Source organism: Williamsia sp. Y721 (assembly GCF_059683565.1).
Map to the genome: position 1 here is coordinate 242,476 of NZ_JCASNH010000006.1, position 15,820 is coordinate 258,295.

General features: G+C 64.3%; 17 protein-coding genes. 5 read left to right on the top strand and 12 right to left on the bottom strand.

Annotation, left to right across the window (positions count from 1 at the left end; genetic code table 11):
• Nucleotides 1–10: 10 nt before the first annotated feature.
• Nucleotides 11–907, top strand: coding sequence for an SDR family oxidoreductase (locus AC56PL_RS27400; RefSeq protein WP_497155787.1), 897 nt, complete (start codon nt 11–13; stop codon nt 905–907).
• On the opposite strand, the gene AC56PL_RS27405 is transcribed toward AC56PL_RS27400, so the two are convergent.
• Both AC56PL_RS27405 and AC56PL_RS27410 read right to left on the bottom strand, forming a co-directional pair.
• Nucleotides 892–1,821 (bottom strand): NAD-dependent epimerase/dehydratase family protein, encoded by a 930-nt coding sequence (locus tag AC56PL_RS27405; protein ID WP_497155788.1) that lies wholly within the window; start codon nt 1,819–1,821, stop codon nt 892–894. The genes AC56PL_RS27400 and AC56PL_RS27405 overlap by 16 nt on opposite strands.
• The gene (locus AC56PL_RS27410) at nt 1,821–3,848 is read right to left on the bottom strand and encodes a DUF6541 family protein (RefSeq protein WP_497155789.1); all 2,028 of its coding nucleotides are present in this window, start codon (nt 3,846–3,848) and stop codon (nt 1,821–1,823) included. Before AC56PL_RS27410 ends, AC56PL_RS27405 begins: the two co-directional genes overlap by 1 nt.
• Nucleotides 3,849–3,932: 84 nt before the next feature.
• Between AC56PL_RS27410 and AC56PL_RS27415 the strand changes: the two genes are divergently transcribed.
• Nucleotides 3,933–4,475 carry a GNAT family N-acetyltransferase gene (locus AC56PL_RS27415; RefSeq protein ID WP_497155790.1) on the top strand — a complete coding sequence of 181 codons (543 nt, stop codon included), beginning with the start codon at nt 3,933–3,935 and terminating at the stop codon, nt 4,473–4,475.
• Between the two features lie 10 nt (nt 4,476–4,485).
• Here the strand turns inward: AC56PL_RS27415 and AC56PL_RS27420 are convergent, their stop codons facing one another.
• The 5 genes from AC56PL_RS27420 to AC56PL_RS27440 all read right to left on the bottom strand — a co-directional run bounded on the left by AC56PL_RS27420 (nt 4,486) and on the right by AC56PL_RS27440 (nt 9,558).
• Nucleotides 4,486–5,076, bottom strand: a complete 591-nt coding sequence (locus AC56PL_RS27420; RefSeq protein WP_497155791.1) for a dihydrofolate reductase family protein — start codon at nt 5,074–5,076, stop codon at nt 4,486–4,488.
• 37 nt (nt 5,077–5,113) lie between these two features.
• Entirely contained in the window at nt 5,114–6,973 is a 1,860-nt protein-coding gene (cysC, locus tag AC56PL_RS27425; protein ID WP_497155792.1) for an adenylyl-sulfate kinase, read from the bottom strand.
• Nucleotides 6,973–7,905 (bottom strand): sulfate adenylyltransferase subunit CysD, encoded by a 933-nt coding sequence (cysD, locus tag AC56PL_RS27430; protein WP_497155793.1) that lies wholly within the window; start codon nt 7,903–7,905, stop codon nt 6,973–6,975. Before cysD ends, cysC begins: the two co-directional genes overlap by 1 nt.
• The gene (gene stf0, locus AC56PL_RS27435; protein WP_497155794.1) at nt 7,902–8,705 is read right to left on the bottom strand and encodes a trehalose 2-sulfotransferase; all 804 of its coding nucleotides are present in this window, start codon (nt 8,703–8,705) and stop codon (nt 7,902–7,904) included. Before stf0 ends, cysD begins: the two co-directional genes overlap by 4 nt.
• Nucleotides 8,706–8,787: 82 nt before the next feature.
• Entirely contained in the window at nt 8,788–9,558 is a 771-nt protein-coding gene (locus AC56PL_RS27440; RefSeq protein WP_497155795.1) for an IclR family transcriptional regulator, read from the bottom strand.
• A 153-nt stretch (nt 9,559–9,711) separates the two neighbouring features.
• On the opposite strand from AC56PL_RS27440, the gene AC56PL_RS27445 reads away from it, so the two are divergent.
• Complete coding sequence (locus AC56PL_RS27445; RefSeq protein ID WP_495516953.1) at nt 9,712–10,485, top strand: 3-oxoacid CoA-transferase subunit A; 774 nt, start codon at nt 9,712–9,714, stop codon at nt 10,483–10,485.
• Nucleotides 10,485–11,153, top strand: a complete 669-nt coding sequence (locus AC56PL_RS27450) for a 3-oxoacid CoA-transferase subunit B (RefSeq protein ID WP_497155796.1) — start codon at nt 10,485–10,487, stop codon at nt 11,151–11,153. The genes AC56PL_RS27445 and AC56PL_RS27450 overlap by 1 nt, the downstream gene beginning before the upstream one ends.
• Here AC56PL_RS27450 and AC56PL_RS27455 read toward each other — a convergent pair.
• Complete coding sequence (locus AC56PL_RS27455; protein WP_497155797.1) at nt 11,150–11,926, bottom strand: PIG-L family deacetylase; 777 nt, start codon at nt 11,924–11,926, stop codon at nt 11,150–11,152. The two genes, AC56PL_RS27450 and AC56PL_RS27455, sit on opposite strands and share 4 nt — an antisense overlap.
• Before the next feature lie 150 nt (nt 11,927–12,076).
• Here AC56PL_RS27455 and AC56PL_RS27460 point away from each other — a divergent pair, with 150 nt between their 5' ends.
• Nucleotides 12,077–13,309, top strand: coding sequence for a lipase family protein (locus AC56PL_RS27460; RefSeq protein WP_497155798.1), 1,233 nt, complete (start codon nt 12,077–12,079; stop codon nt 13,307–13,309).
• A gap of 5 nt (nt 13,310–13,314) precedes the next feature.
• On the opposite strand, the gene AC56PL_RS27465 is transcribed toward AC56PL_RS27460, so the two are convergent.
• The 4 genes from AC56PL_RS27465 to AC56PL_RS27480 all read right to left on the bottom strand — a co-directional run bounded on the left by AC56PL_RS27465 (nt 13,315) and on the right by AC56PL_RS27480 (nt 15,724).
• Complete coding sequence (locus tag AC56PL_RS27465; protein WP_495516949.1) at nt 13,315–13,617, bottom strand: cytochrome C oxidase subunit IV family protein; 303 nt, start codon at nt 13,615–13,617, stop codon at nt 13,315–13,317.
• Between the two features lie 4 nt (nt 13,618–13,621).
• Nucleotides 13,622–14,140, bottom strand: a complete 519-nt coding sequence (locus AC56PL_RS27470) for a cytochrome c oxidase subunit 3 (RefSeq protein ID WP_497155818.1) — start codon at nt 14,138–14,140, stop codon at nt 13,622–13,624.
• A gap of 91 nt (nt 14,141–14,231) precedes the next feature.
• A complete protein-coding gene (locus AC56PL_RS27475) occupies nt 14,232–14,984 on the bottom strand; it encodes a hypothetical protein (protein WP_497155799.1) in 753 nt (250 codons plus the stop codon).
• The gene (locus AC56PL_RS27480; protein ID WP_495516947.1) at nt 14,981–15,724 is read right to left on the bottom strand and encodes a hypothetical protein; all 744 of its coding nucleotides are present in this window, start codon (nt 15,722–15,724) and stop codon (nt 14,981–14,983) included. The genes AC56PL_RS27475 and AC56PL_RS27480 overlap by 4 nt, the downstream gene beginning before the upstream one ends.
• Nucleotides 15,725–15,820 lie beyond the last annotated feature (96 nt).

Consider the following 15,820-nt stretch of genomic DNA (forward strand, 5'->3'; position numbering starts at 1 on the left):
GGAGAGATTCATGCGCGTATTTGTGACCGGGGCCTCCGGTTGGATCGGTTCGGCCGTGGTACCCGAACTACTCAACGCCGGACACGAGGTGGTCGGCCTCGCCCGTTCCGACACTTCCGCGGCAGCACTGGGCACCGCGGGCGTCGAGGTACATCGCGGCAGCCTCGACGACCTCGAGGTCCTACGCAAAGCAGCCGACGCCGCCGACGGCGTCATCCATCTCGCCTTCAAACACGATTTCTCCGACTTCGCGGGCGCCGGCCGCACCGAGCGCGCGGCCCTGGAAACGCTGAGCGAAACGCTCGTCGGCTCCGATCGCCCCCTGCTCTTCGCGTCCGGCGTTGCCCTCATTCGCCCGGGACATGTTGCGACAGAATATGATTCCACTCCGATGAGCGGTCCCGACGCACCCCGCGGCGGTGGCGAGGCACTGGCGCTGGGCTATGCGGCGCGAGGCGTGCGATCGGTGGCCCTTCGGTTCGCTCCCACCGTGCACGGCGACGGCGACCACGGCTTCATGTCGACGATCGTCGGGGTCGCACGCGAGCGCGGCGTATCCGGGTACATCGGAGACGGATCGAACCGCTGGCCTGCGGTGCACGTGCGCGACGCCGCTCGAATGACGCGACTGGCCCTCGAGAAGGCACCGGCGGGTTCGGTGGTCCACGGTACGGCGGAAGAAGGCATCACCGCGCGAGAGATCGCAAACGTCATCGGCCGTCACCTCGACGTCCCCGCGCTGTCGGTGGCCCCGGAAGACGTTGCAGCACACTTCGGTTGGATCGGAGCCATCTTTGGGCTCGACATACCCGCCTCGAGCACGATCACAGGACAGCTCTTGGATTGGACCCCGACACACACCGGGTTACTCGATGACCTCGAGGCAGGGCACTACTTCCGAAAGTAGTCGACGGTCGCCGCTATGCCTTCGGTCAACGACACCGCAGGCGTCCAGCCGAGTACCTTGCCGGCGTGTGAACCATCGATCGACGAATCCCGGACGTCGCCGAGCCGAGCCGGTTCGAAGGTGGGTGCGTCTGCGGCACCGGCCGCGGCAGCCACCATCGTGTGCAGGTCACGGTCGGAGGTCTGGACTCCGGTACCGATGTTGAACCGTTGTCCCCCACCATCTTCGGCGGAAGCCAACACAAACCCGGCGACCACATCGTCGACGTACACGTAGTCGCGGGTGTTGCCGCCGTCGCCGAACAACTTGGTCGGCGCCCCGGAGAGAAGATGCTTGGCGAAGATCGCGACCACGCCCGCCTCACCATGTGGATCCTGGCGTGGCCCATACACATTCGCGGGTGCGATGTGGGTGCAGTCGAGTCCGTAGAGCGACCGGTACATGTTGAGGTAGATCTCTCCGCTGACCTTGGCCGCGGCGTAGGGACTCATCGGCGCCAACGCAGCCGTCTCTGCCACCGGCAGATGCTCGGGTGAGCCGTAGATCGAACCGCCCGACGACGTGAAGACGATCTTGCGGACGCCCGCGAGCCGGGCCGCCTCGGCGAGCCGAATCGTCCCCAGCACGTTCACGTTTGCGTCATGCAGCGGATCGGTCACCGACGCCCGGACATCGATCTGCGCGGCGAGGTGGAAGACGACCTCCGGCTTGGCTTGTGCGACCACCTCATTGAGGTCGATTGTGGTGATATCACCTTCGATGATCGTCGCACCGCGCTCGATTGCGTCGGTCAGGTTCGCACGGCGGCCCCGCGAGAAGTCGTCGAGGACAACCACTTCGTGCCCCTGGTCGAGAAGCCGATCGACCAGCGTCGATCCGATGAAACCGGCTCCGCCGGTGACCAATGTGCGCATTACCGCGTCCCGTTCCGTACTTCCTCGGTGACCTCGTAGATGGTCACGTTTCCTTGGGAAAAGATCTTCCGCAAACCCGGCGCTCCGGTCTCACGGAGCTGCAGGTAGGGGTCTCCGAAGATGCCCTCTTCTGGTCGCGGAGGGCCCTGTTGGAACGACCAGTAGCTCGGCGGTGCGTCGATGACGTAGCGGATGTTCAGGTCGCGCACGATCTGATCGATCTCCGGGTCGCTGCCGATCTTTGCCACATTCCAGTGGAGATCGGCCTGACGCTCACTGAAATCGTTGGCGCGATAGAACGGGAAGAGCGGCGTCAGACCTGCCACCGGGTACATCCATCCGGTGCCCTGATCAAGATTGTTGAGGATCACCGTGTCGCGGGCATCCGGTTGCTGCGCAAGCCATTTGTAGGCATCGACGTCTTCGACGCCGATACGCAACTCGCTCCGGTACTGCGTGGCGATCTTGCCGTTGTCTGCGTAGCGCCAGACCCCGGCACCCAGGACCAGCAACAAGCCGACCATGGTCACCGCCGGAATCACCAGGACGTTGTCGCGGAACCGCTCTCGTCTGCTCAGCAGACCCGCCGCCCACAAGACCGCAACGCCCACACCGATTCCCGCGGCCGTCGCGGTGAACATCGACGCCACAAAGGTGAGTCGGTGCGGCGAATTGTAGAAATATCCGCCGAAGGTACCCAACAGCTTCGACGGCAGCCCACCGAAGTCGTAGATGGCATTTGCGGTGGTCGCGACGAACACGATCCACGCCGCAACCATGCCCCAGCTTCTGGACCACAACAACCAGATCAGACCAATTGCAGCCGGGATCAGCAGGTAGAACAGCGGATAGTCGTTCTCGAGCAAGTCGGTGCCCTGAAAAGCCGCGCGCGCCAGCGCATCGCCCGCGGTCGCGTCCGCTTCGCGGAACCCGTAGCCGGAGAGCTCGTTGTTGTCCGACATCTTGAGGGTGCCGATGATCACCGGGCTGATCAGCACCAGCGCCGATGCGCCGACCGCAGCCAGACCGGCGAAGTCGCCCAGTCTGCCGCGGACCGGCGACCACAGTCGCTGCAGGAGCCACCACAGTCCGACGATGACCGCCACGACAACAAGCCCGGACGGATGCGTCGCGGCGGTACCGGCGATGGCCAGCGCTGCGGCCAGAATCCGTCGTCGATCGGTCAGCGCCGAGGCGACCAGAACCGCGGTGACCGGCGCCAGGGACACACCCACCGCGTTCGGGACGGCGGTGAAGGCCAATTCGACGTACGGAAGCGAGGGGAAAACGGCGGTGATCGCGGCGGCCAGTGCGGCGAACACCGCGGCCCGATCGGGATCAAGTCGGCTGCGGCCGAGCCAGTAGGCCAGCGCCCCGATACTGATCGGCAGCGTAAAGGCCAGCACCGCGGGTGAATAGACGTTGTAGATCTCCACCGTGTTGGCGCCGGTCAGCGGATACAGCAGAGATCCCAGCGAGTGCCACGTATTCGGGTAGTAGTTGAACCCGCCCGTGTCGTAGTTCATCAGCTCGCCCATGTGCAGCGCTGACGCATCGCCGCTCTCGTGGATCCAGCGCAGCGCATCGGCATGCCAAAGCGCATCCCACACCTGCGAGATGTTGTTCAGGCCGAGGAACGTGGTGCCCATCAGCCGCCGGATCGACGACATCATGATGATCACCGCGCCCAGCAGCACACCCCCGGCCATCAGCAGCAGTGCCCGCCTGCTCGGACCCGGAGTGTCGCTGACCGGCGTCGGCGCGAGCCATCCCAAACGGCGGGCGCCACGATCGTGGCCCCACGCGATCAGCCAGCACAGCACCACCATGAGCAGCGCGGTGAGCAGATTCCACGGTATGGAGACGATGCCGTACAGCACCGTGAACACGCCGACCATGCCGAAAGTGAGGGGCGCGCCCGCGGCCACGGCAACCGGCCACGGCAACGACATCCGCCGGCCGACGAGTGCGCCGGGCACGAACATGATCACCGCGGTGACCACCGTGACCCATGCGGCCAGCAGCATTCAGATCCCATCCGTCGCTTGTGAGTCTCGCTATCAGGTTTGGTTAGACCTTAAACGAGGCTTGTGCACACTAAGTTGGAGCATATGGACTGGCCACGTCATATCCCGACATTGACCGATCGGGTTATCACCTTGCGGCCACTGACCAGCGCCGATGCCCCGTCCGTGCAGGCTGCGAGTCAGGATCCGCTGACCGTGGCGTACACCGTGGTGCCGAGCCCGTACACCGCGGCCGATGCCCGCGACTTCGTGGAGAGCCGGTCGGTGCGGGTCTGGCCCGGATTCGACCTGGCCATCGTCGACGACGCGAACAGCTTCCTCGGCCTGTGTGGTCTGCACGCCGAAGACGACGACGCGATCACCACCATCGGGTACGCGGTGGCCCCATGGGCCCGCAGCCGGGGCATCGCCACCCGCGCGACCCGGCTGCTCATCGACTATTCATGGCAGATCGGTGCCGCCCGGGTGAGCCTGGACGCCTACGCCGAGAATGCCGGATCTCGCGCAGTCGCCCGAAAGTGCGGATTCGTCGAGGAGGGCATCGCGCGGTCGGCCGCCCAAGGCAAGAACGGCCGTCGCCACGACGTGGTGATGCACGGACTACTACGTACCGATCCAGGCGCGTGACCACTCCGAGTCAGACGACGTCATAGGTCACGTGGATCGCTGTCGAGGTCGGGGTCACGCTGCGCCGTACCAACGTGCGCGTGGGTCCGTCGGCGAACAACGGCGTCCCGGCACCCAGGATCACCGGCGCGTGGTGCAGGCTCAGCACGTCGACCAAACCGGCTGCGATCGCCGAACCGGTCGTGGCACCGCCTCCCATCAGGACGACGTCGAGATCCCCGGCTCGTTCACGTGCCGCGGCGACGGCGTCGGACAGGCCGGTCGTGACAAACGTCCAATCGAGGTCGGTGAGCCGAACCGACTCGGGCGGTGTACTGGTGACCACCACAAACGGGGGCTTGCCGACCTCCCCGGCACCGTACCCGACGTCGTCGTCCCAACCACCCGGACCGTCGACCACGTCGAAGAGCCTGCGACCCATGACAACAGCCCCCGAACGAGCGGTCCCTTCACCCAGAACCCGTTTGTCGTCGGGATCGCCGGAAAACGCCCAGGTGTGCAGGGCGTGGCCACCGACGCCAAGCCCGTCGTCCGGACCGGCGCCGGGCCCGGTGACGAAGCCATCAAGGGAAACCGAGATGTCCGCGATGATTCGAGTCATGCCACGGTAGACCTGAACCGCCGCCCGAACTCATCGCTCACACCTCGCGAGCGGCCAGGATGTCGAGGACCTTTTTGACCAGCGTGTCCGAATCCGCGCCGGTCGTATCGATCACGAGGTCCGGATTCTCCGGAGCCTCGTAAGGCGTGTCAATCCCGGTCAGCCCCTTGAGTTCACCGGCCCGGGCCCGCGCATACAACCCCTTCGGGTCACGGCGCTCGCACTCCGCCAGTGGCGTGGCGACATGGACTTCGATGAACGGCAGGTCCGCTGCCGCACTGAGCGCCCGCGGAATCTCCCGGTCCGAGCGCAGCGGCGAGACGAGGGACGCGATGGCCACCACCCCGGCGTCGGCGAACAATCGGGTCAGATGACCGACCCGGCGGATGTTTTCGGCCCGGTCACCCGCCGAGAACCCGAGGTCGTCGGAGAGTCCGTGGCGGACGTTGTCACCGTCCAGCAGGTATGCCACCCGCCCGGCCTCGACCAGTTCGCGTTCCAGGGCAACCGCCACAGTCGATTTGCCCGACGCCGGCAGTCCGGTCAGCCAGATCACCGCACCGCGCTGACCGACCGCGCTCCAGCGATGATTTCGTTCCAGCGCCGACGGATGCCATTTGATGTCGCTGCGTTTGCGTTCACCGGGTTTGACCACCCGGGCCTCGGTGATCGTGCCGGCACCGACGGTGTCGTTGGAATTTTCGTCGATCAGGATGAACGCGCCGACGTCCTTGTTCGACGAATACGGGTCGGCCACCACTATCGAACTGGTGCGCAGGGTCACGGTTCCGACGTCGTTGAGGGCGAGTTCAACCGGGTTCTGCTCTTCACCAAGGGTTTCCGGGTCAAGACGACTGCTGATCTCCTGCACCGTTGCACGCACGGTCCGGGTGGTCTGCTTGAGTCCGATCCGGTCCCCGGCCCGCAACGGGGTCTTGGAGAACCAGCAGACCGTGACGTCGAGCTCGCGGGCGGACACCGGCAGGTGCGCGTCGTCGGAGCCGCTGACGATCATGTCGCCGCGACCGACGTCGATGTTGTCGGCCAGTTCCACCGACACCGACAACGGCGCCACCGCGATGGTGCGATCGGCGTCCAGGGTGTCGAGGGCGGTGACAGTGCTCCGCGATCCGGAGGGCAACACCAGGACCGGATCCCCCACCTGCAGGGTTCCGGCCGACAAACGTCCGGTATAGCGGCGCCGATCCTTGTCGTCCGGTCGCGAAACCCATTGCACGGCAAGGCGAACCTCGGTGGGCAGTGGAGCCGGAGCGGTCAGTTCGACACCTTCGAGGAACTCCAGCAGGGTCGGACCGGTATACCAGGGCGTGTTGTCGGAGCGGGTGACCACGTTGTCGCCGATCTTCGCCGCCAACGGGACCACCGTCAACCCCTTGACGCCGAGTCGTGCAGCGAGCGTGTGCAACTCGGCCTCGACCTCGTCGAACCGCTCTTCGCTGTAGTCGACGAGATCGATCTTGTTCACGGCTGCGACAAGATGCGGGACGCCGAGGAGCGTCGCGATCCGGGCATGGCGGCGGGTCTGTCGCACCACGCCGGTGCGGGCGTCCACGAGCAGCACCGCAACGTGGGCATTCGACGCACCGGTGAACATGTTGCGCGTATACCGCTCATGACCTGGCGTGTCGGCCAGGATGAAATTGCGTGTGGCCGTGGAGAAGAAGCGATAGGCGACGTCGATCGTGATGCCCTGCTCGCGTTCGGCCCGCAGGCCGTCGGACAGTGCCGCGAGGTCGGCAACACCTTCCGTGTCGGTCACGGATTCGAGGTGGTCGGTGGGCAGGCTGTCGGTGTCGTGCAGCAGGCGCCCGATCAGGGTGCTCTTACCGTCGTCCACCGATCCGGCGGTGGCGAGCCGCAACAGTTGGCGAGTCATCAGAAGTACCCCTCTCGTTTGCGGTCTTCCATCGCCGCGGCGGAGGTCCGGTCATCGGCGCGGGTCTCACCACGCTCGGACACCGTCGACGCCGAGATCTCGGTGACCACATCTGCAATGGTCCTCGCCCGGGAACGGACCGCGCCGGTGATGGTCAGGTCACCGACCGTCCGATAACGAACCCACTCGACACGTGCGATCTCTTCGTCGGCGGGACCGGTGTACTCCGAGGTGGCCAGCAGGATGCCGTCGCGCTCGAACACCTCTCGCTCATGGGCGAAGTAGATCGGCGGCAGTTCAAGACCTTCGAGTTCGATGTACCGCCAGATGTCGAGTTCGGTCCAGTTGCTCAGCGGAAACACCCGAACCTGTTCACCTTTCCGGATCCGGCCGTTGTACAGCGACCACGGTTCGGGCCTTTGCGACCGGGGATCCCACTGACCGAACTCGTCGCGGAAGCTCAGTACCCGTTCCTTGGCCCGCGCCCGTTCCTCATCACGGCGGGCGCCCCCGAACGCGGCATCGAACCTGCCTGCCTCGAGAGCGTCGAGGAGGGTCCTGGTCTGCAGTCGGTTACGCGATCCGGCGCGGCCCCCGATCTCCTGCACCCGACCGGAGTCGATGGATTCCTGCACCGAACCCACGATCAGTCGATGTCCGTCCGCCGCGAGTCGCCGATCCCGAAACTCGATGACCTCGGGGAAGTTGTGGCCGGTGTCGATGTGCAGTACCGGAAATGGCAGCGGCGACGGACGAAAGGCCTTCTCCGCCAACCGCAACAGAACGATGGAGTCTTTACCCGCGGAGAACAGCAAGACCGGCCGTTCGAGTTCGGCCACCACCTCCCGGATGATGTGCACGGCCTCAGCTTCGAGTATCCGCAGTTCGTCGACGTGCGTGACGTCCCCGGTGACCTCCGTGCTGCTGCTCATGTGGGCAATCCCCTTTGTTCTGCGTCTTCGCGATAGCGCTGTACCCACTCATTCGAACGACCGTTGGCCTGCCGTTCCAGAACGGGCGGCGGCGCGGAGGCGGGATCGAGACCCAGTGCGGTCAGGATCCCCGCGATGACCGTTGTGGTGTCGCGGGCCAGATCGCGATAGTTCACCTCGATCGGCGTTATCGCCTCGTCGGCGAACCACTTTCGCCAGCCATCTTCCTGGTTGCGCAGGATGGACACGAGATGCGCAATACCGTCGGCGTTGTACTCCGCGGTGTCGTCGAGTGCCGGCGGCGCCTGGCCACGCCAGACCTGGGTCTGCACCGCCCGCCAGAACGAAACCGCCTGCGGCACCGGGTCCTCGCGGTTCACCTTGATGAACAGGGGATCCTCACCGAGGACATCGAACAGCGCGGATCGCAGCCCGGTTCCACTACGACCGGTCAGGCCCGCAGCACGCTCGATGACCAACGGGGTCTGATTCCACATCAATTTGCCTCCCCAGACACCGTTTCCGGTGCGGCCATGACTGGAGATCCGAGTTCGCCACTCGTCGCTGGTCTCCGTTGTCGGGGTACCTGGTTCCAGTGGCGCAAGGAGTTTCAGGATCAGTGGGTCGTCGATCCCGGCAAACCACTGCCGGGGCTGCGGTGCGCGCGACGTGCTCGGCAGATACTGGAAGTACTCCTCGGGCTCACCGGCAATACCGGTGTACCGCAAGCACTCCACAAGCAACGTGCTGCCGCTGCGCTGCGATGCGCAGACAAGGTAAGACCGGGGACGGTTTGCCATGGCACTGAATATAGAGATATCTAGCGTCGGCGCAATTGATGAGAGCAGCTGTTAATCAGAACGATTCAAAGTATTGACTTTGTCAGGATTTGAGTCTGACGGACAGCAGGTGCGCCTGTTCGAGCAGCAGAACACCCATCTCGCCGATCCGCTCATCCCGAAAGCGGGTCTGCACCCCCGTCAGACTCAATGCCCACGCGGGTCGACCGGTCCGGTCGAACACCGCCGCGCCGATGCCCCAACTCCCGTCCACGATCAGCGCCGGATTGACGGCGTAGCCGGTGCGTTTGGTCAACGCGATGCGCTCCCGAATTTTCTCCTCTGAATGCGCTGGGCCCCAATCTTTCTCGGGCTTCATCCGCGAGAAATAGTCGTCGACGTCGCGGTCCGGGAGGTGACTGAGAATCGACAGACCCGCCGAGGCCACACCCAACGGGAACCGGATCCCCTCGTGCAGCACATGGGACCGGAGCGGGAAGCTGCCCTCTTCCCAGAGCAGACAGACGGTTTCATCACCGCGCCGAGCCGACAGGAACGCGCTCTCCCCGGTCTCACGAGCGAGCTTGATCAGCACGTCGTGGGCCTGATCGCTGATGTCGTATCGATTGGCCGCACCCACCCCGAGCAGATACAACTCGGGGCCGAGTCGCCACCTTCCGGTCTCCAGGTCCCGGTCGATGAGTCCTTCCTCGGCCAGCGAGGTCAACAGGCGGTGGGCCGTGGGCCGCGCGAGGTCGGTCGCTTTACCGAGATCGGTGGTCGAGGCACCGCCCGGCTCGGCAGAACCCACCGCTCGCAGGAGCGCACCCACCCGGGCGACCACGTGCGAGCGAGTCGGCGTATTCGCGTTCATCAGATGAACGTACCGGACGATACCGATCGCTCCGCGACCACTTTCGCGACGATTTGACGGTTCCCTTGATCCCCCTAGCTGCGAGGTTGTTGACTGAAACCCGACATCGTCGGCGTTTGCTCTATGAACGTGGCCGATTGCCCGGTGAAGCGAATGGGAGAAATAGTGAGTTCAAAGGTGTACGAGTCGGCCGCGAGCGCAGTCGCCGACATCAAGGACGGCGCATCACTGGCCGTCGGAGGATTCGGGTTGTGTGGCATCCCCGACGCGCTGATCGAAGCACTGGCGGAAACGAAGGCCGCCGAGCTCGAGGTGTTCTCCAACAACTGCGGTGTCGACAACCAAGGGCTCGGCATCCTGCTGGGTCTCGGCCGGATCCGCCGGGTCACCGCCTCCTACGTCGGTGAGAACAAGGAGTTCGCCCGGCAGTACCTGGCCGGCGAACTGGAGGTCGAACTGACCCCGCAGGGCACCTTGGCCGAGCGCCTGCGTGCCGGTGGCGCAGGCATCCCCGGCTTCTACACCCCGGCCGGCGTCGGCAGCCCCATCTCGGACGGTGGCATGCCCTGGCGTTATGCACCCGATGGTTCCGTCGCCATTTCGTCCCCGCCCAAGGAGACCCGCGTTTTCGGCGACAAGCGGTACGTCCTGGAAGAGGGCATCAATGCCGACTTCGCGCTCGTGCATGCAGAACTCGGCGACACCGACGGCAACCTCGTCTTCAACAAGACCGCCATGAACTTCAATCCCCTGGCCGCGATGGCCGGCAAGATCACGATCGCCCAGGTCGAGCGACTCGTCGAACCGGGCGAGATCGACCCTGGAGCGGTACATCTGCCGGGCGTCTTCGTCCAGCGCATCGTGCACACCGGACCGCAGGACAAGAAGATCGAAAAGCGCACCGTCGCAACCGAAGGAGCCAAGTGATGTCTGCCCCCACGGCCACCGGATGGACCCGCGACCAGATGGCCGCCCGCGCGGCGGCCGAGATGATCGACGGCGAGTACGTCAATCTCGGCATCGGTCTGCCCACCCTGATCCCGACGTATCTCGGCAACGACGTCCGAGTCACCCTGCATTCGGAGAACGGCATCCTCGGCACCGGCGGCTACCCCACCGATGACGCTGTCGACGCCGACCTCATCAACGCCGGAAAAGAAACGGTCACCGTCAATCCCGGTGCGGCATTCTTTGATTCGGCCCTGTCGTTCGGCATGATCCGCGGCGGCCACATCGACACCGCAGTGCTGGGTGGCATGCAGGTCTCCAAAACCGGCGACCTCGCCAACTGGATGGTCCCCGGCAAGATGGTCAAGGGCATGGGCGGGGCGATGGACCTCGTTCACGGCGCCGCCCGCGTCATCGTTCTGATGGAGCACACCGACCGCTCCGGCAACCCGAAGATCCTCGAGACCTGCACCCTGCCGTTGACCGGTCAGGGTGTGGTCAATCAGATCATCACCAACCTGGGCATCATCGACATCGTCGGCGACGGCACGCTGGTGCTGAAGGAGCTCGCACCAGGCGTGACCGCCGACGACGTTGTCGCGGCCACCGGAGCACACCTCACGGTTGAGTTGGCGCCGCCGGCCTAAAGCGGAAGCGCGGTTTCCTTCGGCCCGGAGTGGTGCGTGTCGCCGACGCGGCGGAACCACTCCAGGCCGAAGGCGGCCCGCAACTCGTCGGTGGGCATGTCCAGGAACGGTCCGAAGTCGCCGACCTGCGTGGCGTGCGCGACCATCGCCGCCCTCTTGGCCTCGATGAACTCCCCTACCTGGACTTCCGTGGTGATCTGATCCCCCGGGACCCCGATCTTGTCGATGTTGGGTGCGTCCTCGGCATCCCACTGGGCGTTGGCCTTGACCAGCGCGCGGAAGTGGTCCCGGTTCATCACGCTCTCGTACGCATGGGGCGTCCCGGCGATCTGCGAGGCCCGCAGCCCCACGTGATGTACCTGGATGTGGTCGGGGTGGCCGTAGCCGCCGTAGCTGTCGTAGAACGTCACGACATCGGCCCGCTCTTCGGTCAAGATGTCTGCCAACGCCTGCGCCGAAGTCTCCACCGGGAGATTCGCAAACGCCTGCGGGTTGTCGTTCTCCGGTGTCCCGGCCATACCGGAATCCGAAAAGCCCAGCATCACAACACGGTCCACACCCAGCGCCTCCGCCGACTTCGCCAGCTCATCGCGCCGCCGTTCGATCAGCGATTCACCCTCGGCCAAGATTCCCTCCGGGAACTCCCCGGCAGCACCGTCGGTGGCGGTGACGAGCACAACCCGATGTCCGGCCTCAGAGGCTTGACGCATGGTGCCGCCGGTCCCGAACACCTCATCGTCGGGATGCGCGTGAAAACATACAAGAACACTCATGACCTAACCCCTTGCTCAGCGGTACCGCAGAACCAAAGACTGCAGTCTAGCCACTGAAGCAATTCACCCGAATCCGCGCGAACAAACATTAATCTCGGTTAACCTGTGCGCGAAGTCGCCACCATGAGATCACCTTGGGGGATAGCACTCATGCCGCGTTCGCACATCAGCCACCGATACCGCCTGTCAACGACGTCTCTGACCCTGTGCATTGCCGTGTTCATCGGGGCGCTCATGTCCCCTGCAACGGCCGGAGCAGCACCGCTGTACCCGACGCCGCTACCGGACCGGTTCTACCAGCAACCCTCGGACCTCGCGGACAAGTCACCGGGGGACGTCCTCGCGGCCCGCCCGATGCCCGCTTTGCCCGCATTCCCTGACACCACAGTCACTCTCATCAAGTTCCGGTCCACGAGCTCCGAGGGTGAACCGATCGCGGCGACCACCACACTGCTCACCCCGCGAAGCCACCAGAACAACGGGCCCTTACTGTCGTATCAGCACATCATCAACGGCCTGGGCACCAAATGTGCTGTGTCGCAAGAGTTGTACACCTCCGATCCGAATCTCACGATCCGGGAGGCACCTGGCCTGAACGTCGCCCTTGCCCGCGGCTGGAGCGTGGTCCTGCCCGACCACCTCGGTCCGAACAGTGCCTACGGTGCCGCCAAGCTGGGTGGACAGATCACCCTCGACAGCATCCGGGCAGTCCAGGCGCTGCCGCAGTCGAATACCGACCAGAGCCCGGTGGCGATGGTCGGATACTCCGGCGGTGGGATGGCCACCGCCTGGGCGGCCGCTCTGCAACCCACCTACGCGCCGGACCTCGATATCGTGGGAGCCGCCGAGGGCGGCGTACCGATGAACCTCACCCAGATGGCCGAAGGTCTTGGCCTGCAACCCCATCCGGCGTTCGGACTGGCGTTTGCGGCGGCCCTCGGCCTGGAGAGGGAGTATCCTGACCGGCTGCCCATCAGCGAGCAGCTCAACGCCCGAGGTTTGGCGTTGCGCAACCAGATGGCCAACGGGTGCACCAACGACATCCTCGCGGGCGGAGCGGGCTTGAGCGCACGAATGGTCGCGACATCGGAGTCGCTGGCCTCGGACCCAGGGGCTCGCGCGGTGCTCGATGAGAACAGCGTCGAACTGTACGACGGTGTCCCGACCATCCCCATTTTCGAATGGCACGCGCCGAATGACGCCCTGATCCCTGTCGCAGCGATCGAGAACACCATTCGGCGTTACTGCGCTGCGGGAACAAAGGTCTACTCCGCCCAGATCCCGAGCCCCGACCACCTGACGACTGCGGTCTTGGGCGCACCCGTGGCCTTGAACTATCTCGATGAGCGCTTCCGCGGGATCCCGGCACCGAGCACCTGCTGACGCTCTCAGAACAGATAGATCACCAGGATCGCGGTCCAGAGCACAAAGAGCCAGGCGTCGGTTGCCGTCTTCAGCCACTTCGGAGCCGATCGCACCTCCATGAAGTACCGGATGATCAGCCGGCCCTTGATGAAACCCAGCACGATCACGGTGACCGTGATCGCGACACTGGCGCCGGTCGAATCGCCGGCATGCCCAGGTGCCAGCCACCATGATCCGATCGTGATGCCACACAACACGATCCACGCATAGTTGATGGCACGGGTCGACCGATCGCCACGCTCGACCCGATCAGTTGTCGTCGTCACCGGTTCACCTCATCACATAGAGCAATGCGAAAATGACAACCCACAGCAGGTCGACCATGTGCCAATAAGTGGCCCCGGACTCGACCATCGAGACGCGTCGACGTCGGGGGTTACGAAGTTCTCGCACAACAACTCCCAGCACCACCAGACCGATGACCACGTGGAGCAGGTGCACGCCGGTGAGCACGTAGTAGAACGAGAAGAACTCATCTGAGTTGGTGTAGCCCTGCGTGATCTTCGACCACCACTCGTATGCCTTGATGGCAATGAACGCAACACCGAGCCCACCACAGGCGTAGATCAGGCGCACGGCCCGGTCCGGATCACCGGCCCGCGCGCTGAGGACGCTGCGCGCGACGAACCATGAACTCGTCAGCAGCACAATCGTATTCACCACTCCGAGGTTGATGTCGAGATGCTGTTGCGACGCCAGATAGGCGTCCGGAGACATGGACCGGTGCACCATGAAAACGATGAAGTAGCCACCGAAGATGACCATGTCGCCGAGCACCATGACCCACATGTGGCCATCGCCGGGCAGGTGTCCGTCCCGCTCGTTTGCGGCAATCGGTTCCGATGACAGATGTTTTGTCACTGACGAAGTCCTTGGTTGTTCAGTCGAGCGGCGGGGAATCGACGGGTTCTCTCGCGGTGGCGACCCTGAGCAGGACGATCATTCCGCACAGCCACACACTGAACACCACCACCGCCCACCAGAACGAGATCGAGCCGTTCCAGGCGAACGGTCCCGAATCGAAGACAAACATCTGGGTTGCGATGACTTCGGTGATGATCTGCCAAATAGTCACGTAGGCAAACCATTTGGGGAAGATCTCGTTCTTGTCGTACAAAATTGCCACAGCCAGCGCAAAGTATGCGGCCGTGAAACATCCCAACGATCCGTTGTACGAGAGTAGGCCGAGGTCGTACAGCATCCCCAATTGCTGCGGATCCCGATCGGCACGGAACGTCGCGGTCAGGAAGACGACCGCAACAAGAAGGAATCCCGGCACCGCCCCAACTGCCATGCCGCCCATGTAGCCGTAGGCGAACACGGACCCGCACGACATCCGCTTCATGTGGTAGAAAATCAGGCCATTGGTCAGCGCCGCACCGCCGAGAATCACCAGCAGCAGCGTGAACCCGATCTGAATGGTGGTGGCGTGGGTGTGGAAGAAGTCCACCGCCTGCTGATCACTGACGTCGGGACGCGGCGGCGGAGTGACCCTGGCCAGCAGCACGAAGACGGCCCCGAAGATCGCGTAGAACGCAGGGAAGATCCAATAGACGATCCAGACATCGGGCTTACCCGCGCGCTCGGGTCGGTCCGCGTCAGACAGTCCCCGACCCGGCAGCAGGATGCTCATTGCGACACACCTTCTTCGACTGCCTGGCGCCGCAGCGCTGCGCGGAGCACGAAGAACATCACAACCACAAAGGCGGCGACGGCGCCGTTGCGCAGCCAGAACGACAGCAGACCATCCCAGGCCAGCGGCCCGGTCTTGGCCACTGCGGCACCGGCGGCGGGGAGCATCGCAATCGCGGTCGCAAGCGAGTAGTGACCCACCCAGCGCGGAAAGACCGGGTTGGGTCCGTTGTCGAAATAGACGGCGATCGCCAGGAGCAAGAACTGCGCGACCACCATGCCGATCGGCGCGATGAACGTGATCCACGCGAGGTCATTCAGCAGAAGGACCAGTTCCGGGTTGCGATCCGGCCGGAACGCCGCGACCAGGAAGAAGATGTTCGAGAGGGCGAAAATGGTGGCACCGCTGACCGCCGCGGCGAGGTAGCAATAGGCAAACACGTGACTCTGCGTGGCCATCCGCTTCATCTGCACCACGATCACCAGGAAGAACGGCAGAAGCATGACGCCGCAGAGGTTGTAGGTGACCATGCTGAATCGGATCCAGGCGGTGTTGTCGCGGTAGAACGCCGCGACCTCCTCGGCCGGCATCGTGGGCGGCATCGGCGGCCAGAAGCCCGGGAAAGCGATGAACGCAATCAGCATCACCACCGCGAACACCGGCCCCGTCCACAGTGCGACAAGCTGTGTTCGGATATTGGCGGTCTTCGGTAGATCTTCGGCCTCGACGAGGAACTGCATGTGTCGAGGAAACCACGTGTCGCTGACTGAAGTCAGTGAATTCGCTAGACTCGTGCCGGGCTCGAGCAGGAGGTGGACCATTTCGGTTACGGACAA